An 18,227-nucleotide genomic window follows, 5' to 3' on the forward strand; every position below is an offset into this window, starting at 1 on the left:
AGCGGCGCGGATTGGCCTACGCCGACACGCCAACGACCGAGGCGAGCGAGCCAGAGATGACGGCCCAAAAATGACCGCAACGATCGCGCTGGTCGACGACGACCGCAACATCCTGACCTCCGTGTCGATCGCGCTGCAGACCGAGGGCTTCGTCACGCGCGTCTATTCGGATGGCGAGACCGCGCTCAAGGCACTGACCGACAACCCTCCCGATCTCGCGATCTTCGATATCAAGATGCCGCGGATGGACGGATTGGAACTGCTCCGCCGGCTGCGCGAGAAGAGCCAGATCCCGGTGATCTTCCTAACCAGCAAGGACGACGAGCTCGACGAGGCGCTCGGGCTCGCGATGGGCGCGGACGACTATATCGCCAAGCCCTTCTCGCAGCGGCTGCTGATCGCCCGCATCCGCGCGATTCTGCGGCGTACCGAACTGACGCAGTCGCCGGGTACCGAGACCGAGGCAGAGGCGGCCGGTCCGCTCGATCGCGGTCGGCTGAGCATGGATCCGGCCCGGCACCGGACGCTCTGGGGCGGCGAGCCGGTGACGCTGACGGTCACCGAGTTCATGATCCTCGAGACGCTCGCGCAGCGGCCGGGCATCGTCAAGACACGTAACCAGCTGATGGATGCGGCCTATCAGGACGATATCTATGTCGACGACCGGACCATCGACAGCCACATAAAACGACTCCGCCGCAAATTCAGGCAGGTCGATCCCGCATTCGACGCTATCGAGACATTATATGGTGCCGGGTATCGATTTTCTGAGGAATGAGCTGGGCGTCGACGGGCGCGACCTCACGTTGCGCTGGTCGGGACAGATCTCGCTCACGCGGCGCATCCTGGCGGTCAACATCTTTGCGCTGCTGCTGCTGGCGGGCGGGTTCTTCTATCTCGATTCGTATCGCAGCCGGGTGGTCGACAACCGCGTGGCGCAGGCCGGCCGTGAGGCGCGGCTGATCGGCGAGGCGCTCGCCGCAGTCGACCCGGCGCTGCGCGATCCGCTGGTCCTGAGGCTTGCCCGAGATACCGGATCGCGCATCCGGCTGTTCGACGCGGGCAGCGGCACCGTCGTCGACAGCCGTGTGCTCGGCCTGCGCAATTTCGTGCTGATGGACCCCGACAAGGAAGACTGGGACCAGACGATCGCCCGCTTCCTCGATGCCGCGATCGACATGGTCGTGATGGCCCCGCGACCGCCGCTGTACCGCGAGCGCGGACGCGCGCAGCCATGGCCCGACGTCGTCGCCGCGCGAAACAGACGGGCTGTCGCGACCACCGTCTGGCGCGCACCCGATCGCAGCCCGGTGATCACCGCCGCCGCCGCACTGCCCGGCGGCGGAGTCGTGATGACGACGGTCAACGCGCGCGACATCACCCGCACCGTGCGGATCGAGCGGTTTCGGCTGAGCATGGTCCTGCTGGTCGTATCGATCGTCTCGATCCTGTTGTCGCTGTTCCTCGCCCGAACGATCGTGCGGCCGCTGCGTCGCCTCGCAAGGGCAGCGGTGCGGGTCCGGCTGGGTCGCGCGCGCGAAGTGGTGGTGCCGCGCCTGCCCTCGCGTCGCGACGAACTCGGCATGCTCGCGCGCGCGCTGTCCGACATGAGCCTGGCGCTCAGGGCGCGGATCGACGCGACCGAGGCGTTTGCCGCCGATGTGACGCACGAGATGAAGAACCCCCTCGCCTCGCTCCGGTCTGCGGTCGAGGGATTGTCGCGCGTGAAGGACCCGGCGCTCCAGGCGCAATTGCTGGCGATCGTCCGCGACGACGTCCACCGGCTCGACCGGCTTCTGTCCGACATCTCCGAAGCCTCGCGGCTCGACGCGCTGCTCAGTCGCGCGAAGTTCGAGCCGGTCGACGTCGCCGCGATGATCGAAGGGCTCGTGGCGCAGCGCGACGCGCGGGGCGTGGAACGCGGCATCCGCCTGCGCTTCGATCGCAACCCCGACGACCGGACGACCGTGATGGGCGAAGGTGCCAGGCTCGAACGCGTGTTCGAGAACCTGATCGATAACGCGCTGTCCTTTTCCCCCGAGTCCGGCCTGATCGCGATCTCGATCGTCCGGCGCAACGACGACCTCGTGGTCCATGTCGAGGACGAGGGTCCCGGCGTACCCGAGGAGGCACGGGAAGAGGTGTTCAAGCGGTTCCACTCGGTCCGCCCCGACAGCGAGACGTTCGGGCAGCATTCCGGCTTGGGCCTGGCGATCGCGCGGACCATCGTCGACGGGCACCAGGGCGCGATCTTCGTCGAATCGCGCGAAGACCGGATCGGCGGCGCGCGCTTCGTCGTCCGACTACCGCTCGCCGACGTGCCGTTGTAAGGAAAGGACGTGATCGACCTTTCCTCCGATCGGCTTCACGCCACGACGGTCTCGATCGACGGCCAGGCGGTCATCATCGAAGGCGTGTCCGGGTCGGGCAAATCCGACCTCGCATTGCGCCTAATCGATCGCGGCGCCGTGCTGGTCAGCGACGACCAGACGTTGATCGTCCGGTCGGGCAAAACGCTGCTCGCCCGCGCGCCGACGACGATCGCTGGCCGGATCGAAGTCCGCGGGATCGGCATCCTCGCGATGCCGCACGTCGACGGCGTTCCGGTCGCCCTGCTCGTCCGCATCGACGGCGCTATCGAGCGCATGCCCGAACGCCGCGCACGGAAAATCGCCGGGATCGACGTCCGCCAGTTTGCGGTCGATCCCTTCGAAGCGTCCGCCCCGATCAAGGTCGAACTTGCATTGCGCAATCCCCAACCTTCAGAATCGAGCCCCTAGAATGACGTGTTTGCCATGACCCGGCCCAAGGACATATTGCTCGTCACCGGCATGTCGGGGGCGGGCAAATCGACCGTGCTGAAGACGCTGGAGGATCTCGGCTGGGAAGTCGTCGACAACTTGCCCTTGCTGCTGCTCGACCGCCTGCTCGATGCGCCGCTGTCGGCCAGCTCGCCCGACGACTCGCAGCCACTCGCGATCGGCATCGGCGCGCGGACGCGCGATTTCGATCCCGAGCGGATCATTCGACGGATTCGCGACCTGCACGATCGTCACGGGCTCGAGGTCGGCATGCTGTTCCTCGACTGCTCGGGGGCGGAACTCGAACGGCGCTATTCCGAGACGCGCAGGCGCCACCCGCTTGCGCTCGATCGGCCCGCCAATGACGGTATCGGCCGCGAACGTGACCTGCTCGCGCCCTTGCGTGACTGGGCGAACCGGCTGATCGACACCACCGACATGGCGGCGAACGAACTCGCACAGCAGATTCGCGCGAGCTTTGGCGGTGAGGACCTCGGCGAGCCGACGCTGTCGATCCGCTCGTTCGGGTTCGCCCGCGGGCTGCCGCGCAACGCCGACCTGGTGTTCGACATGCGCTTCCTCCGCAACCCGCACTGGGATCACGACCTGCGCCCCGGCACCGGGCTCGATGCCGACGTGTCCGCCTACATCATGGACGATCCCGCCTACGAAGCCGCGGTGAGTCGGATCGAAGAGCTGCTGATGCTGTTGCTGCCGCGCTACAGGGCGGAAGGGAAGTCGTACGTCACGGTCGCTTTCGGGTGTACCGGAGGGAGACACCGGTCGGTTCACGTCGCCGACCGGGTGGCGCGGCGGTTGCGCGACGCCGGATTTTCGCCCAGTGTTGTGCACCGCGACCTGGGGGCCGCACCGCAGGATGCGCTCGAGGGATCGCCAGTCGTCTTATGAGTATGAAACGCTGATATGATCGGCCTTGTTCTGGTAACGCACGGTCGATTGGCCGAGGAATTCGTTCGCGCGATGATCCACGTCGTCGGCCCGCAGGAGCGCGTCGCGACGATCGCGATCGGCCCCGACGATGACATGGAGAGCCGCCGCGCCGACATCGCCGCCGCCATCCATGAGGTCGATACCGGGCGCGGCGTGATCGTGCTGACCGATTTGTTCGGCGGCACCCCGTCCAATCTCGCCATATCGCTGATGGAGCGCGGCCATATCGAGGTGATCGCGGGCATGAACCTGCCGATGCTGATCCGGCTCGGGTCTGCGCGCAAATCGATGACCGTCGTCGCGGCGGTTGCGGCGGCGCGCGAGGCGGGTCGCAAATATATCTCGGTGGCGTCCGAGGTTCTCGGCGAGGCGGCGGCGTGAGCGACGTCGTCCGCACCGTCCAGATCACCAACCGCCGCGGGCTCCATGCGCGGGCCAGCGCGAAGTTCGTGACGCTCGCTTCGACCCACGCGGTCGAGGTGCGCGTGACCAAGGACGGGTCCGATCATGTTACCGGCACCTCGATCATGGGCCTGATGATGCTCGGCGCGGCGATGGGCGACGCGATCACGATCAGCGCGAGTGGCGATGGTGCGGATCATACGGTGGCGGCGCTGGTCGAACTGGTCGAAGCGAAGTTCGGCGAGGATTGACGTGACTGCTCCCCTCCCGCAGGCGGGAGGGGTTGGGGGTGGGCGCGCGCTCACCATAATCGAACCATTTGCTGAGGCCGGGAGCCCACCCCCGGCCCCTCCCGCATACGGGAGGGGAGGACAAGAATGCCCCGCGAGATAACCGCCTTTTCGAACCCGCTGATCAAGTATGTCCGCGACCTGCGCGACAAGCGACATCGGCGTGCGGCCAGGCAATTCCTGGCCGAGGGCCTGCGTATCCTGACCGAAGCGCGCGAGACGGGACGCCTGCCCCGCACGCTGTTCTATGCCGCCGCGAGCGCGAACCATCCGCTCGTCCACGCGCTGTCGATGGACGTCGAGGAGGCTGGCGGCGAGTCGATCCAGACCACGCCGGACATCCTTTCGAAGCTGTCGGGCAAGGATAACCCGCAGGCAGTCGTCGGCGTGTTCGACGAGTTCGATGCGACGCTGGAAGACCTCGACCGCAGCAGCGCCGGCATCTGGCTGGTTGCCGAACGGCTGCGCGATCCGGGCAATTTGGGCACGATCCTGCGCACTGGCGATGCAGTCGGTGCGGGCGGATTGATCCTGATCGGCGAGTCGGTCGATCCGTTCTCGGTCGAGGCGGTGCGCGCGAGCATGGGCGCGCTGTTCACGATCCCCGTGGTGAAGACGGAGTGGGAGCCGTTCCACACCTGGCTGCGCACCGGCCCCGGCCAATTGGTCGGGCTGAGCCTCGATACCGACACCGACTACCGGTCGGCGATCTATACCGGCCCGACCTTCCTGCTCACCGGCAACGAAGCGCAGGGCATGCCGCCCGAAATGGCCAAGGCGTGCGACGTGCTGGTCAAGATCCCGATGCTCGGCAAGGCGGACAGCCTCAACGCCGCCGTCGCGACCGCGGTGATGGCGTATGAAGTGCTCGCCCGGCAGGAAAAATCCCCGACGTCCGCCTGAACCGACGAATTCGGCCCGATTGGCGATGCTTAGCGAGTCCGGTTCAGCTAAGGGAGAGCTACGTCGTGCGAAAGCATCGACCAGATACAAGACAGGACGATTATGGCTCGCGGTTTCGATGATGGACGAATGAAGACTGGCGTGATCCGGTCGGTGCTCGCGGTGGCCAGCACGGCTACAGCGATGCCGCTGCTGATGGCGACGCCGCTGTTCGCACAGCAGGTCACGCCGCCGCCGGTGATGCCGACGGTCACGCAGACCGCGCCGATGCCGACGCCGACGCTTGCCCCGCCGGTCATCACCGTGCCGCCGCTGAGCGACGCGCAGGCGACGTTGCTCGACAAGCTGCTCAACGGCGACATCGTCGCGCAGGGCCTCAAGTCCGCCGCGACCGCGTCGACGACCGCGCCAACGAAGGAGGAACTCGTCCGCGCCGCGCTCGACCATGCCCGCGCGGTGCATGCGGGTCGTCTCAGCGAGGCCGATTTCCAGCGCGACTGGGGCCTGCGCCCGCCGACCTATGATCCGACGCCGGCGTTCGCCGATGCGGTTCGGCTCGACCGGATCGCGGCATGGTTCGCGTCGCTGCCGCCGCCCTATGCGGGCTATGACGGCCTGCGCAAGGGCCTCCAGAACTATCGTTCGATCGCCGCTGCGGGGGGCTGGTCGCCGCTCGCATCCGGCCCTGATTTCACGATCGGCGCAACCGGCTCCCGCGTGCTGGCGCTTCGCAAGAGGCTCTCGGCCGAAGACAAGGACGTCTCGACCAGCGGCGACACGTTCGACGCCGCCCTGCTCGACGCGGTGCGTCGGGCGCAGCGTCGCTATGGGCTCAACCCCAGCGGCATCGTCTCGACGCAGACGCTGGCCGCGCTGAATGTCTCGGCGACCGACCGCGTTCGCCAGATCATGGCGAACATGGAGCGCTGGCGCTGGCTGCCGCAGGACCTGCCGCGCGATCGTATCCAGGTGAACATCGCCGCGGCCGTCCTGACCGTGTTCGACGGCGATACCCCCGTGCAGTCGATGCGTGCGGTCACCGGTCGTCCCGGCGACGAGACGCCGATGCTGTCGTCGACGATCCACAGCATCGTCATCAACCCGCCCTGGAACGTGCCGACCTCGATCGCCACCAAGGAGTTGTGGCCGAAGGAAAAGGCGAACCCGGGTTACCTGAAGCGCAACGGCTTCAAGGTGATCGACGGCAAGCGGCTGCAGCAGCAGGCCGGCGACCAGAGCGCGCTCGGCCGGTTCAAGTTCGATTTCGCCAATGATTATTCGGTCTATCTGCACGATACGCCGAGCCGCGCGAAGTTCGCGAGCTTCAGTCGGCTTTCGAGCCATGGCTGCGTACGCCTTGAAAAGCCTGCCGAACTTGCCGACCTGTTGCTGAAGGGCGACCCCGCCTGGACGCCCGAGACGGTCGACGCCGCAGTCGCCAAGGGCGACACCGTCCGCGCGCGCCTCGTCAAGCCGGTCTCGGTCTACCTGCTCTACTGGACCGCATTCGCCAGCGGCAACGGCCAGATGAACTTCCGCGCCGATCCCTATGACTGGGACGGCATTCTCGCCTCCAAGATCGAGGCGCGCACCGCACGCCAGACGATCGCCGCTCGCTGAGAGGACCTATTATGACGATCTCCACCCGCACCCGTTCCGCTATAGCCGGCGGCCTGCTGACCGCGATGGCGCTGGCCGGCTGCTCGCGCTCCGAGCCCGAGCAGCCGCCGACGGACACCAACATGGTCGAGGATACCGGCGTGACCGAGACCGAAGCGGCCCCCGCCCCGGTCGAGGCCGCCCCCGTCGAAGCCGCGCCGCCCGCACCGGCGGTGGTCGAGCCGCCGCGTGAGAAGCCGATCGCGCCGGACGAGCAGATGCTCGACGACGCGGATGCCACGGGTATGACCGCGCGCGTGACCCGTGACGAAGCGCCGGCCGAGAACCCGGCTGCGAACCCAGCCGAGAACGACGCCGAACCGCAGCAGTAACGCTACCGGCTCCGGCGGTCCCCGACCGCCGGAGCGTCTGGTTCAGGCCCGAACCGATAATCCGGGCGCATGGCGATCGACCAGCGTTTCGCTCGCCGTGTTGAGGCCGATTACCTCGACCTCGCGGCCATGGCGCCGCAATTTGCCGACCACGTCCTGCAGCGCGCCCACCGCCGTGACGTCCCACAGATGCGCGTCGGTCAGGTCGATGCGCACCGCGCGCGCGCTTTCGCGCAGGTCGAACCGGTCGGCGAAGATGTCGGCGCTGGCGAAGAAGATCTGTCCGCTTACCCGGTAGATACGCGTGTCGCTTGCCACGTCGTGGTGAACCGTGACGTCCATCATCCGCGTGACCTTCCACGCGAAGAACACGCCGCTGAGCAGCACGCCGACGCCGACGCCGAGCGACAGATCGTGCGTCGCGACGGTGACGACGACGGTCGCGACCATCACCACGCTCGACATCTTGGGGTGCCGCGCGAGATCGCGGAGCGAGCCCCAGGAGAACGTGCTGATCGACACCATGATCATGATCGCGACCAGTGCCGCGACCGGCACCTGCGCGACCCATGGCCGCAACGGCACCATGACGATCAGCAGGAACACGCCCGCGACCAGCGTCGAGAGCCGCCCGGTGCCGCCATAGCGGACGTTGCCGACGGTCTGGCCGATCATCCCGCACCCGGCGATGCCACCGAACGCACCTGCGGCGATGTTGGCGAGGCCGAGCCCGGTACATTCGCGTGCCTTCGAACTCGTCGTCTCGGTGAGTTCGTCGACCACGCTCGCCGTCATCATCGATTCGAGCAGGCCGACCGCGGCCATCGCCAACGCATAAGGCGCGACGATCCGAAGCGTATCCCACGTGATGGGTACGTCGGGCAGCCCAAACGACGGCAGCGAATCCGGCAGGCGACCGAGATCGCCCACGGTCTTCAGCGGCATCGGGAACCACATCGCGATCGCGGTGAGCACGACGATGCAGATGAGTGGCGACGGGATCGCGCTGGAGATCCGCGGCACGAGGTAGATGATCGCGAGGCCACCCGCGATCATCGCATAGGCCTGCCAGCTGACGCCGACCATCTGCGGCACCTGCGCCGAAAAGATCAGGATCGCCAATGCGTTGACGAAGCCGGCATGGACCGACTTCGACACGAACCGCATCAGGATATCGAGCTTGGCGAGCCCGAATGCGATCTGGAGCACGCCAGCGAGGATCGTCGCGACGAGGAGATATTGGAGGCCGTAGGCGTGGACAAGCGCGGCTGCGACGAGCGCGACGGAGCCCGCCGCGCCCGAGATCATCGCCGGGCGGCCGCCGGCAAACGCGATGACGATGCCGATCACGAACGAGGCGAACAGGCCGACTTCGGGATCGATGCCGGCGACGAACGAGAAGGCGATGACCTCGGGGATCAGCGCGAAGGTGCCGACCATGCCGGCGAGAACGTCACGGCGCGCAGCCGTAGGACCGCTGAACCATTCGGCCCGGTAACGAGAGAGTGATGTCATGTGTGTATCCGCATTGGACGCGAGAACCGCGGCGATTGCGCGGGCGGTTCGTGAGAAAGGCGTCGGTGCGTTGTCCGGCGGATCGGCGGCCGGAATAGCCACCCGGAATTGCACCGGGTCCAAGCGAGTTAGGGTGTGGTAGCGTAAGGTATGCTGCGATGCAACACGCCGAGTTGAGGGGATGGGCCCCCTCTATCCATACTTCCGTCATGCCGGGCCCTTTCGGGCATCGAAAACAAGGTTAGTATGTTTCCCCGCGAAGGCGGGGATCCAGACTGGGCTCCCGCCTTCGCGGGAGAACAAGGAAGAGTAGACCGTCGTTCAAATGCGGCCGCGACCTTGGTACAAGGAGCAGTACCGAACGGATCAGGGCGGACAATCCAGTTCCGGCTTAGCCTATCGAACCACCCTACGTAAACAGATCCACTACCTCAGCCCCCTCGCCAACCGCGCGCAACAGCAAGGTCCGGTGGCAGTGACAGGGATCGCGCTCGTAACACAGCAGCGCGCTCGGCTTCTCCGCGGCGAGCCCGAGCATGATCGCGGCCTGTGCCTGCGCCTCGGGCAGTTCGAGTTGTTCGTTGTACACCGCAGTGAGGGTCGCGACGTCGCCCTTCTTAGCCGCATCGCGTCCACGCTTCGGCGTGCCGAGCGCCTTCAAGTGGACGTAATCGATCTCGACCTCGCGCAACGACGCGGCCAGCGAAGTCTTCGAGAACCCCGGCCGCCGCGACAGGGGGAGCGCGCGCACGTCGATCACACGCTCCACCCCGGCCGCCTTCAGCGCCGCCAGGAAATCGGCCATCGTCGTGGCCTCATAGCCAATCGTGAAGATTGTCGTTGGGGATGTCATGCAGGCGAAGTGGGATTGCACGGCTGACACGACAACCGCTGACATGACAGGCGTCTCGCGCTATCTGACCGGAATGACCCACGATATCCATGTCATCGGCGGTGGCCTCGCCGGTTCCGAAGCCGCCTGGCAACTCGCCGAAGCCGGCCTGAAAGTACGCCTCTCCGAAATGCGCGGCAGCGGCGAAGAAACGCCCGCGCACCAGACCGACGGCCTCGCCGAACTCGTCTGCTCGAACAGCTTCCGGTCGGACGACGCCGAGAGCAACGCGGTCGGCCTGCTCCACCAGGAACTGCGCACGCTCGGCTCGCTGATCATGCGGCAGGCGGACATCCACCGCGTTCCCGCCGGTTCGGCGCTCGCGGTCGATCGCGACAATTTCTCGGCCAGCGTGACCGAGGCGATCGACCAGCATCCGAACATCACGCTGGTGCGCGAACGCATCGACACGCTCCCCGACGGTCCGACGATCATCGCCACCGGTCCGCTCACCGCCGCCTCGCTCGCCGCCGGCATCGGCGCCGAGACCGGCCGCGAGGCGCTCGCGTTCTTCGACGCGCTCGCCCCGATCGTCCACCGTGACTCGATCGACATGGACACCGCATGGTTCGCGTCGCGCTGGGACAAGGGAGAAGGCAAGGATTACATCAACTGCCCGATGGACAAGGACCAGTATCTGGCCTTCCACCAGGGCCTGATCGACGGCGAGAAGACCCCGTTCAAGGAATGGGAGAAGGACACGCCGTATTTCGACGGCTGCATGCCGATCGAGGTGATGGCCGAGCGCGGCGTCGATACGCTGCGCTATGGCCCGATGAAGCCTGTCGGGCTCGACAACCCGAAGACCGGGCGCTGGCCGCATGCCGTCGTCCAGCTTCGTCAGGACAATGCGCAGGGCACGCTGTGGAACATCGTCGGCTTCCAGACCAAGATGAAGCACGCCGACCAAGTCCGCCTTTTCCGCACGATCCCTGGCCTCGAGAATGCCGAGTTCGCGCGGCTGGGCGGGTTGCACCGCAATACTTTCATCCGCTCGCCCGAGCTGCTCGACGCGACGCTGCGGCTGAAATCGCGGCTCAACATCCGCTTTGCCGGCCAGATCACCGGCTGCGAGGGCTATATCGAGAGCTGCGGAATCGGCATGCTCGCCGGGCTGTTCGCGGCGGCCGAACTGACCGGCAAGACCTTGACCCCGCCGCCCTACGCGACCGCGCTCGGCGCCTTGCTCGGGCACATCACCGGCGGGGCGGAAGTCGAGACGTATCAGCCGATGAACGTCAATTTCGGCCTGTTCCCGCCGATCCCCGGCCGCACCAAGAAGACCGACCGCAAGAAGATGTACACCGATCGCGGTCGCGTGGCGTTGGCAGAGTGGCTCAACTCTCCTCCGCAACAGACTGAACCGGTGGGCAATTCACCCGAGCTGGCCCCTTCCGCTTGACCGCCGTCGTGGCAAATTCGGGGGCGGTCATCGCTCCCGATTTGTCACGGTCCGCGTCCGCGAATTTGGTTGTCGCCTTGACCGCCCACTCGTCGAACGACAGATTGCCGTCGCCGTTTACGTCCAGCCGCGCATACGCCTTGTGTCGCTGGACGAGATATTCCTCGCGCGTGATCTTCGCATCGCGATCCTTGTCGTAGCGATCGAACCGCTTCTGCTCGCGTGTCTTGGCGGTCGCCTCGGGCGCGACATCGGGTAGCGGCTCGCTGGGCACCGCTGTGCCGCCAACCTGCGAGACGGGTTGCGCGGGCAATACCGGCCCCGGCCGCGCATCGCCGCTGAAGACCATGAACCCCGCGACGATCAAGGCGATCACCGCCGTTCCGCCCGCCAGATACCGCCACATCGCCGCCGCCCCCCGCTGTGTGACGCCATGCTACGCGCCGGACCGCGCGTTCCCAATGCGATCGGTCAGTATCCGGTCAATCTGTGCAACAGAAGCCGCCCCACGCGCTTCGGGCTGCCGGGGGGAGTGAGCGGAACCGCCACGTCGAAGCGCGCCGCCAGGGCCATCGCTCCCAGGGCGCGGGCGTGCTGCGGCCAACGTCCTCGGAGCGCATCGTCGAGCAACGTCGCGCCGCGCGTTGCCGCAGACGTCCGCGCGTCGGCATCGCTCAGCCGTTGCGACAGGTCGGCCAACGCCCAGCCCTTGCCTGCCATTGCGATCCGAGGGTCGGCAACCCCCAGCAGCATGCCCGCGAATTCGAACAGCCGCCCTCCCCGATCGCGCGCGAACGTATCGATCGCCGCATCGCCCAGCACGGGTTCCAGCAACGCCTCCCAACCGTCCGTCAGCGAGGCCAGCATCGTACCCGTGACACCGCCGGGCAGGACCAAGGCCTGCAGCGCCGCGAGCACCGGCTCGGCAGGCGCCGGCGCCTCATCGAGCCGCCCCAGCGCCTCATACCACCAGGTCAGCCGCATCTGCCCGACCAATGGCTCGCGCGTCGTGCGAAGGATCGCCGCGAGCGTATCGTCGAGCGCGAACAGCGCCTCCAGCGCCGGGTAAGCGGCGGACGGCGCGTAGCGCAGCGCCAGGCGCCGTTCGGCACCACGAGCAAGGCCCGCGACGTTTCCAGTTTCCATGGCCTTAACCATTTTACTTGTAATGCCTTTATCGGTCGGTGGCGCAACGTGAGCCATTCGAACTTATCGATGGGGTGACGGTGTCCATTAAAGCGAAACGGGACAGGGGCAACGGCCCGCGCGGGTTGTCGTGGCTCGCCCTCGTTGGTCGCTTGCTGCGGCATACCGGCGGCAACACGCTGATGATCGCCGCAGCCGCGATGATCCCGCTGACCGCCATGGTCGGCGGGGCGATGGACATGAGCAGGCTGTGGCTGACCAAGACCCGCATGCAACACGCCTGCGACGCGGCCGTCCTGGCCGGGCGCAAGCAGATGGGTGGCGGCACCTGGGGAACGACGAGCATCCTCGCAGCGAACCAGTTCTTCACCGCCAATTTCGCCGATGGCGCGTATGGCAGTACCGATCTGGACCCGAAATTCTTTGAGAGCGGCGGCAAGGTGTCGGGAGTGGTTCGTGCCGCTCTGCCGATGACGCTGATGAAGGTGATGGGATTCGACAACAAAGCGCTGACCGTCACCTGCGACGCCGAGATGCGATTGCCCAATACCGATGTGATGTTCGTGCTCGATACGACCGGTTCGATGGCGCAGAAAGCCGTAAACACCGATCCGCAGACCAAGATCGAGGGTCTGCGCAGCGCGGTGAAATGCTTTTACGAAATTCTCGCCAAGCTGCCTACCGATGCGGTTTGCGCGGCGAGCAAGCCAACCGGAGGGACCAGCGGAGTTCAGATCCGCTTTGGATTCGTGCCTTACGCGACCAACGTCAACGTCGGATATCTGTTGCCGACAAACTACGTTGCAAACACATGGACTTATCAATCCAGAAAGAAATCCTCATCTACGCCGGGTTGGAGCGATTATACGCAATACGACCAACTGAGCTATAGCGGCTTCACATCCTGCCCTTCAGCGCCACCAAATACTACTAGTATCCAATATAATTTGGATAAATCAACTGTGTATGGATGGTTTAGCATTACTACGGTATGCACATACTATTCACGACAGAAGATCGATATCGTCACTTGGCAATATGGTCCCATTTCACACGACATTTCCGGACTCAAAAACGGAACGTCTTGGAATAGCAGCTTCACGCTTCCAATCGGGGCCAACGGAACTGCCAAGACGATCAACTGGGACGGATGCATCGAGGAACGCGCAACGGTCAGCGGGACGAACTTTACCCCGATACCAACCAGCGCAAAGGATCTCGACATCGACAGCGCGCCCGTCCCCAGCGACGCCACGACATTGTGGGCTCCTGCCCTCCCCGCCGTGATCTACACCCGGCAGGGCACTGGAACCAGCACGTCCGGCTGGAACCGCGCCGCGGTGACGACAACCGACGAGTACGGCAACGGCTCCTATTACGCCTGTCCACAACCCGCGCGGAAACTCGCGACATGGAGCGATCCGACGCAGTTCGACGATTATGTCGACAAGCTGACGCCGGAGGGCAATACCTATCACGACATCGGTATCCTGTGGGGTGCGCGCCTCATGTCGCCGACCGGTATCTTCAAGTCCGAGAACGCGACCACGGCACAAGGCGGTGACATCGAACGGCACATGATCTTCATGACCGATGGCGATACGCAGACGCGCCTTAACGACTACGGCGCTTACGGCGTACCGTGGTTCGACAAGCGAAACGTGGCGAACCCAGGCGGCACCACCGACAATTACAACGATGAGATCAACGCCCGCTTCGCTGCGCTGTGCACGGCCGTGAAGAACAAGAACATCACGCTATGGGTCATCTCGTTCGGCGACGGATCGAACGCCACGACGGAGAGCCGCCTGCAAACCTGCGCGACCTCGAGCAGCTATTATTTCAAGGCGTCGAGCTCGGCCGCGTTGCAGACGGCGTTCAGCAGCATTGCCAATCAGATCTCGCAATTGCGGCTTACGAAGTGAAGTGGCGTCGTGCCTCGACATCGCTGGCTGCCGATCAACGCGGGGTGGCGCTGGTCGAGTTCGCGCTCGTCGCCCCCGTACTCGTGCTGTTCCTCGTCGGCGCGTTCGATATTGCGCATACGCTGTACATGCAGGCGGTGCTGCGCGGCATCGTCCAGAAGACGGGGCGCGATTCGGCGTTGGAAGATGCCGGATCGACCGCACGGCAGGCCGCTATCGACGCCGACGTGACCAGTCAGGTACGGCTACTGTACAATAGCGCGGCGGTGAAATTCACGCGGCGCTCGTTCACCACCTATGCGCAAGCCGCGGCAAAGATTCCCGAGGTCTACACAGACACCAACCTCAACCTGACGTGCGACGCTGGCGAGCCTTATATCGACGCCAACAACAACAATGCCTGGGATCCCGATGGCGGGGGCGCTGGCCAGGGCGGGGCGAAGGACCGCGTGATCTACACCGTCACCGCGACCTATCCCGCTATCCTGCCGCTGTATAAATATGCGGGCGGGACAGCGACCCGTACGGTTTCCGCCACCACGATCCTGCAGAACCAGCCCTATTCGGACCAGCAGGTCACGACGGGCACGGCTACCAGGTATTGCCCATGACGATGATCCGACGGCTGGTTTGCAGCGCCCTACGGCTTCGCAGCGATCGATCCGGGCTGGCGCTGCTCGAATTCGCGATCGTCTTCCCGGCGCTGCTCACGCTCTCGCTGACTGGTGCGGAGATCACCAACTTCATCACGACCAAGATGCAGGTCAGCCAGCTCGCGCTGATGCTGGCCGACAATGCCGCGCGGATGGGGATCGGTTCGCCGCTGGCCGCCAAGACGATCAGCGAGGTCGACATCAACGAGATCTTCATCGGCGCGAACCTGCAGTCGGGCTCGCTCGACCTGCGCACGAACGGCCGCGTGATCCTGTCGGATATCGAGCAGGATCCGGCCAACGCCGGTAAATTCCAGATCAAGTGGCAGCGCTGCTACGGCCTGAAGACGGCGCATGGCTCGACTTACGGTACGGCACCGTCGAGCAACTTGGCGGGCGTGGGCCCCGCCGGGCGCCAGGTCACCGCGCAGGACAACAATGCGACGATGTTCGTCGAAGTCTATTACGTTTACAAACCACTCGTCAGTGCGTCGCTCGTGCCGTCGACCACGCTTACCGAAATCGCATCGATGGCAGTGCGCGAGCGGCGCGATCTTTCCACGATCGTCAAACCGACCGGGGTGGTCGCCTCGACCTGCTGAACCGAATGGCATCGGGCAGGGCGGCTAGGCGGCCCCCCTGCCCGCGTCCAATTTACCGGTACGTGACCTTCTTCGCTGCCGCGACGACCTTGTCGACGTTGACCAGCATCAGCTTTTCGAGGTTCGCCGCATACGGCATCGGCACGTCCTCGTTGGTCACGCGGAGCACCGGGGCATCGAGGTCGTCGAAGCCGTGCTCCATCACCACCGACACGATCTCCGAGGCGATCGAGCAGGTCGCCCAATTCTCTTCGACGATGATCATGCGGTTGGTCTTGGCCAAGCTCTTGAGCACCGTCTCGGTGTCGAGCGGGCGCAGCGTGCGCAGATCGATGACCTCCGCGTCGATGCCCTCTTCGGCGAGCTTCTCGGCGGCTTCGAGGCTGATGCCGACGCCGATCGAGTAGCTGACGATCGTGACGTCCTTGCCCTCGCGGACGATCCGCGCCTTGCCGATCGGCAGGACGTGGTTGTCGAGCTTGGGCACGTCGAAGCTGCGGCCGTACATCAGCTCGTTCTCAAGGAACACGACTGGATCCTCGGTGCGGATCGCCGCTTTCAGCAGGCCCTTCGCATCCGCCGCGTCATACGGCGCGATCACGATCAGGCCGGGAACGCTCGCATACCACGCCGCGAAATTGTGCGAATGCTGCGCACCCACGCGCGACGCCGCGCCGTTGGGACCGCGGAACACGATCGGGCAGCGCATCTGGCCACCCGACATGTAGTTGGTCTTGGCGGCCGAGTTGATGATGTGGTCGATCGCCTGCAACGCGAAGTTGAAGGTCATGAACTCGACGATCGGGCGCAAGCCGCCCATCGCCGCGCCTGCGCCGATGCCGGCGAAGCCGTATTCGGTGATCGGCGTGTCGATCACGCGGCGGTCGCCGAACTCGTCGAGCAGGCCCTGAGTGACCTTGTACGCGCCCTGATACTGCGCGACTTCCTCGCCCATCACGAAGACGCGGTCGTCCTCGCGCATTTCCTCGGCCATCGCGTCGCGAAGCGCCTCGCGGACGGTCGTCTTGACCATCTCGGTGCCCTCGGGGATCGCGGGGTCGGAGATACCGACCTTCTCGGCCGACGCGACGAGCTGTTGCGTGCCGCTCTCGGCCTTGGCGGGCGACGCGCCCTCGGGAACCGGCGGTGCCTTGTCGTCCGACGGCGTCTCCTTCGGTGCGGCGTTGGCCGCATCGCCGGAGCGTGCCTCGGTCGGCTTGGCGTCGCTTGCGCTCTCGCCCTCTTCGAGGATCGTCGCGATGACGGTGCCGACCTTCACGTTGTCGGTGCCCTCGGCAACGCTGATCGAACCGATCGTGCCTTCGTCGATCGCCTCGAACTCCATCGTCGCCTTGTCGGTCTCGATCTCCGCGAGGATGTCGCCCGACTTGACGCTATCGCCTTCCTTGACGAGCCACTTGGCCAGCGTGCCCTCTTCCATCGTCGGGGAGAGCGCGGGCATCTTGATCTCGATCGCCATCAGTACTTCTCCACCAGAACGTCGGTGTAGAGCTCGGCAGCATCCGGCTCCGGCGTCTGTTCGGCGAAATCGGCGGCTTCGTTCACGATTTTCCTGATTTCCTGTTCAAGGGACTTGAGATCCGCCTCGGTCACGCCCTGCGCGTCGAGCAGCTTCTTCATGTGATCGATCGGATCCGACTTGTCGCGAACCGCCTGGACCTCGTCACGCGTGCGGTACTTGGCCGGATCGGACATCGAGTGGCCACGGTAGCGATAGGTCTTCATCTCGAGGATGACCGGACCCTTGCCCGCACGGACCCACGCCAGCGCTTCCTCGGCAGCACCGCGGCAGGCGAGCACGTCCATACCGTCGACCTGGATGCCCGGAATGCGGAAGCTCTCGCCGCGGCGATACAGCTGGTCCTCGGCCGAGGCGCGATTGACGCTGGTGCCCATGGCGTACTGGTTGTTCTCGATCACGAAGATGATCGGCAGCTTCCACAGCTCGGCCATGTTGAAGCTCTCGTACACCTGGCCCTGGTTCGCGGCGCCGTCGCCGAAATAGGCCATGCAGATGCCGCCGTCGTTCGAGTATTTATGCTTGAACGCGAGACCGGTGCCGAGCGACACCTGCGCACCGACGATGCCGTGGCCGCCGTAGAATTTATGCTCGGTCGAGAACATGTGCATCGACCCGCCCTTGCCCTTCGAGATCCCCGAATTGCGCCCGGTCAGCTCGGCCATGATCACCTTCGGGTCGATCCCATAGGCGAGCATGTGGCCGTGATCGCGGTAGCCGGTGATCACCGAATCGGTCTCGCCGTTGAGCGCGGACTGAAGCCCGACAGCGACGGCTTCCTGGCCGATGTAGAGATGGCAGAAGCCACCGATGAGGCCCAAGCCATAGAGCTGGCCCGCTTTTTCCTCGAAACGGCGGATCAGCAGCATCTGCCGATACATTTCGAGCAGTTCGTCCTTCGACGCCTCGTACGGTTTCGGTTCGGCCGGCCGTTCACGGTTGGTGATCGGCGGTTCGGCGATAGCGCGTACTGGTGGGGGGGTCTTGGCCACGATGTGGGAAACCTCGTTTTCCGTAGGGGAGTTGAGGGAGCCTATAGGCGCGGACGGGGCGGAACATCAATTCCCGTCTGGGGTATGTCGGTTTTGGGGGCGTGGGATGGGCGCGCCAATGTGTGTGGCGTCGGCCCATTCCCCGAACTGGACCACCCCGGCGAAGGCCGGGGCCCAATTGGTGAGGTTGCAGTAACGATGCGCATCGCTCAGTTGGCGACG

At 65.3% G+C, this 18,227-nt stretch carries 19 protein-coding genes and 1 other annotated feature; of the genes, 13 read left to right on the forward strand and 6 right to left on the reverse strand.

Going from position 1 to position 18,227, the window contains the following annotated elements; all coding sequences use genetic code 11:
• Positions 1-70: 70 nt before the first annotated feature.
• The 9 genes from VH567_RS00750 to VH567_RS00790 all read left to right on the forward strand — a co-directional run bounded on the left by VH567_RS00750 (position 71) and on the right by VH567_RS00790 (position 7,338).
• Positions 71-778 carry a response regulator transcription factor gene (locus VH567_RS00750; RefSeq protein ID WP_353442738.1) on the forward strand — a complete coding sequence of 236 codons (708 nt, stop codon included), beginning with the start codon at positions 71-73 and terminating at the stop codon, positions 776-778.
• Entirely contained in the window at positions 747-2,330 is a 1,584-nt protein-coding gene (locus VH567_RS00755; protein ID WP_423322313.1) for a stimulus-sensing domain-containing protein, read from the forward strand. The genes VH567_RS00750 and VH567_RS00755 overlap by 32 nt, the downstream gene beginning before the upstream one ends.
• Before the next feature lie 9 nt (positions 2,331-2,339).
• Positions 2,340-2,780 carry an HPr kinase/phosphorylase gene (locus VH567_RS00760; protein ID WP_423322314.1) on the forward strand — a complete coding sequence of 147 codons (441 nt, stop codon included), beginning with the start codon at positions 2,340-2,342 and terminating at the stop codon, positions 2,778-2,780.
• Positions 2,781-2,795: 15 nt separating this feature from the next.
• Positions 2,796-3,710 (forward strand): RNase adapter RapZ, encoded by a 915-nt coding sequence (rapZ, locus tag VH567_RS00765; protein WP_423322315.1) that lies wholly within the window; start codon positions 2,796-2,798, stop codon positions 3,708-3,710.
• 15 nt (positions 3,711-3,725) lie between these two features.
• On the forward strand, positions 3,726-4,133 hold the full coding sequence (locus tag VH567_RS00770; protein ID WP_423322316.1) for a PTS sugar transporter subunit IIA: 408 nt from the start codon (positions 3,726-3,728) through the stop codon (positions 4,131-4,133).
• Positions 4,130-4,405: an HPr family phosphocarrier protein gene (locus VH567_RS00775; RefSeq protein WP_423322317.1), complete on the forward strand. Its 276-nt coding sequence runs from the start codon at positions 4,130-4,132 to the stop codon at positions 4,403-4,405. The genes VH567_RS00770 and VH567_RS00775 overlap by 4 nt, the downstream gene beginning before the upstream one ends.
• A 126-nt stretch (positions 4,406-4,531) precedes the next feature.
• Complete coding sequence (locus VH567_RS00780; RefSeq protein WP_423322318.1) at positions 4,532-5,347, forward strand: TrmH family RNA methyltransferase; 816 nt, start codon at positions 4,532-4,534, stop codon at positions 5,345-5,347.
• A 129-nt stretch (positions 5,348-5,476) separates the two neighbouring features.
• A complete protein-coding gene (locus VH567_RS00785; protein WP_423322320.1) occupies positions 5,477-6,967 on the forward strand; it encodes a L,D-transpeptidase family protein in 1,491 nt (496 codons plus the stop codon).
• 11 nt (positions 6,968-6,978) lie between these two features.
• Positions 6,979-7,338, forward strand: a complete 360-nt coding sequence (locus tag VH567_RS00790) for a hypothetical protein (protein ID WP_423322322.1) — start codon at positions 6,979-6,981, stop codon at positions 7,336-7,338.
• Between the two features lie 42 nt (positions 7,339-7,380).
• On the opposite strand, the gene VH567_RS00795 is transcribed toward VH567_RS00790, so the two are convergent.
• Together VH567_RS00795 and VH567_RS00800 are read right to left on the reverse strand one after the other, a co-directional pair.
• A complete protein-coding gene (locus VH567_RS00795; protein WP_423322324.1) occupies positions 7,381-8,853 on the reverse strand; it encodes a SulP family inorganic anion transporter in 1,473 nt (490 codons plus the stop codon).
• Between the two features lie 68 nt (positions 8,854-8,921).
• Positions 8,922-8,977: a sequence feature (sul1 is cis-regulatory element that is thought to sense ions involved in sulfur or methionine metabolism; They are found in Alphaproteobacteria), on the reverse strand.
• 285 nt (positions 8,978-9,262) lie between these two features.
• Positions 9,263-9,706, reverse strand: a complete 444-nt coding sequence (locus VH567_RS00800; RefSeq protein WP_423322326.1) for a DUF488 family protein — start codon at positions 9,704-9,706, stop codon at positions 9,263-9,265.
• A 73-nt stretch (positions 9,707-9,779) separates the two neighbouring features.
• Between VH567_RS00800 and trmFO the strand changes: the two genes are divergently transcribed.
• A complete protein-coding gene (gene trmFO / locus VH567_RS00805; protein WP_423322328.1) occupies positions 9,780-11,147 on the forward strand; it encodes a methylenetetrahydrofolate--tRNA-(uracil(54)-C(5))-methyltransferase (FADH(2)-oxidizing) TrmFO in 1,368 nt (455 codons plus the stop codon).
• Here trmFO and VH567_RS00810 read toward each other — a convergent pair.
• Both VH567_RS00810 and VH567_RS00815 read right to left on the reverse strand, forming a co-directional pair.
• Positions 11,083-11,553: an EF-hand domain-containing protein gene (locus VH567_RS00810; RefSeq protein WP_423322330.1), complete on the reverse strand. Its 471-nt coding sequence runs from the start codon at positions 11,551-11,553 to the stop codon at positions 11,083-11,085. The genes trmFO and VH567_RS00810 overlap by 65 nt on opposite strands.
• A 65-nt stretch (positions 11,554-11,618) precedes the next feature.
• Positions 11,619-12,293 (reverse strand): squalene/phytoene synthase family protein, encoded by a 675-nt coding sequence (locus VH567_RS00815; RefSeq protein ID WP_423322332.1) that lies wholly within the window; start codon positions 12,291-12,293, stop codon positions 11,619-11,621.
• A 38-nt stretch (positions 12,294-12,331) separates the two neighbouring features.
• On the opposite strand from VH567_RS00815, the gene VH567_RS00820 reads away from it, so the two are divergent.
• From VH567_RS00820 to VH567_RS00830, 3 genes are read left to right on the forward strand one after another with little or no spacing between them, the layout of a single operon-like run.
• The gene (locus VH567_RS00820) at positions 12,332-14,218 is read left to right on the forward strand and encodes a TadE/TadG family type IV pilus assembly protein (protein ID WP_423322334.1); all 1,887 of its coding nucleotides are present in this window, start codon (positions 12,332-12,334) and stop codon (positions 14,216-14,218) included.
• Entirely contained in the window at positions 14,215-14,829 is a 615-nt protein-coding gene (locus tag VH567_RS00825) for a TadE/TadG family type IV pilus assembly protein (protein ID WP_423322336.1), read from the forward strand. The genes VH567_RS00820 and VH567_RS00825 overlap by 4 nt, the downstream gene beginning before the upstream one ends.
• Positions 14,826-15,473 carry a TadE/TadG family type IV pilus assembly protein gene (locus VH567_RS00830; protein ID WP_423322338.1) on the forward strand — a complete coding sequence of 216 codons (648 nt, stop codon included), beginning with the start codon at positions 14,826-14,828 and terminating at the stop codon, positions 15,471-15,473. Before VH567_RS00825 ends, VH567_RS00830 begins: the two co-directional genes overlap by 4 nt.
• Positions 15,474-15,525: 52 nt before the next feature.
• Here the strand turns inward: VH567_RS00830 and VH567_RS00835 are convergent, their stop codons facing one another.
• Both VH567_RS00835 and pdhA read right to left on the reverse strand, forming a co-directional pair.
• Complete coding sequence (locus VH567_RS00835; RefSeq protein ID WP_423322340.1) at positions 15,526-16,953, reverse strand: pyruvate dehydrogenase complex E1 component subunit beta; 1,428 nt, start codon at positions 16,951-16,953, stop codon at positions 15,526-15,528.
• Positions 16,953-18,005, reverse strand: coding sequence for a pyruvate dehydrogenase (acetyl-transferring) E1 component subunit alpha (pdhA, locus tag VH567_RS00840; protein WP_056475462.1), 1,053 nt, complete (start codon positions 18,003-18,005; stop codon positions 16,953-16,955). Before pdhA ends, VH567_RS00835 begins: the two co-directional genes overlap by 1 nt.
• Positions 18,006-18,227: the final 222 nt, after the last annotated feature.

This window comes from Sphingomonas sp. 4RDLI-65 (assembly GCF_049472435.1).
In the GTDB taxonomy this organism is placed as follows: Bacteria; Pseudomonadota; Alphaproteobacteria; order Sphingomonadales; family Sphingomonadaceae; genus Sphingomonas.

Bases quoted from the DNA above. Each gene is read 5' to 3' on its own strand.
- VH567_RS00750 (WP_353442738.1), top strand. From the start codon at position 71: ATGACCGCAACGATCGCGCTGGTCGACGACGACCGCAACATCCTGACC.
- VH567_RS00755 (WP_423322313.1), top strand. From the start codon at position 747: ATGGTGCCGGGTATCGATTTTCTGAGGAATGAGCTGGGCGTCGACGGG.
- rapZ (WP_423322315.1), top strand. From the start codon at position 2,796: ATGACCCGGCCCAAGGACATATTGCTCGTCACCGGCATGTCGGGGGCG.
- VH567_RS00770 (WP_423322316.1), top strand. From the start codon at position 3,726: ATGATCGGCCTTGTTCTGGTAACGCACGGTCGATTGGCCGAGGAATTC.
- VH567_RS00780 (WP_423322318.1), top strand. From the start codon at position 4,532: ATGCCCCGCGAGATAACCGCCTTTTCGAACCCGCTGATCAAGTATGTC.
- VH567_RS00785 (WP_423322320.1), top strand. From the start codon at position 5,477: ATGAAGACTGGCGTGATCCGGTCGGTGCTCGCGGTGGCCAGCACGGCT.
- VH567_RS00790 (WP_423322322.1), top strand. From the start codon at position 6,979: ATGACGATCTCCACCCGCACCCGTTCCGCTATAGCCGGCGGCCTGCTG.
- VH567_RS00795 (WP_423322324.1), bottom strand. From the start codon at position 8,853: ATGACATCACTCTCTCGTTACCGGGCCGAATGGTTCAGCGGTCCTACG.
- VH567_RS00800 (WP_423322326.1), bottom strand. From the start codon at position 9,706: ATGACATCCCCAACGACAATCTTCACGATTGGCTATGAGGCCACGACG.
- trmFO (WP_423322328.1), top strand. From the start codon at position 9,780: ATGACCCACGATATCCATGTCATCGGCGGTGGCCTCGCCGGTTCCGAA.
- VH567_RS00810 (WP_423322330.1), bottom strand. From the start codon at position 11,553: ATGTGGCGGTATCTGGCGGGCGGAACGGCGGTGATCGCCTTGATCGTC.
- VH567_RS00815 (WP_423322332.1), bottom strand. From the start codon at position 12,293: ATGGAAACTGGAAACGTCGCGGGCCTTGCTCGTGGTGCCGAACGGCGC.
- VH567_RS00830 (WP_423322338.1), top strand. From the start codon at position 14,826: ATGACGATGATCCGACGGCTGGTTTGCAGCGCCCTACGGCTTCGCAGC.
- VH567_RS00835 (WP_423322340.1), bottom strand. From the start codon at position 16,953: ATGGCGATCGAGATCAAGATGCCCGCGCTCTCCCCGACGATGGAAGAG.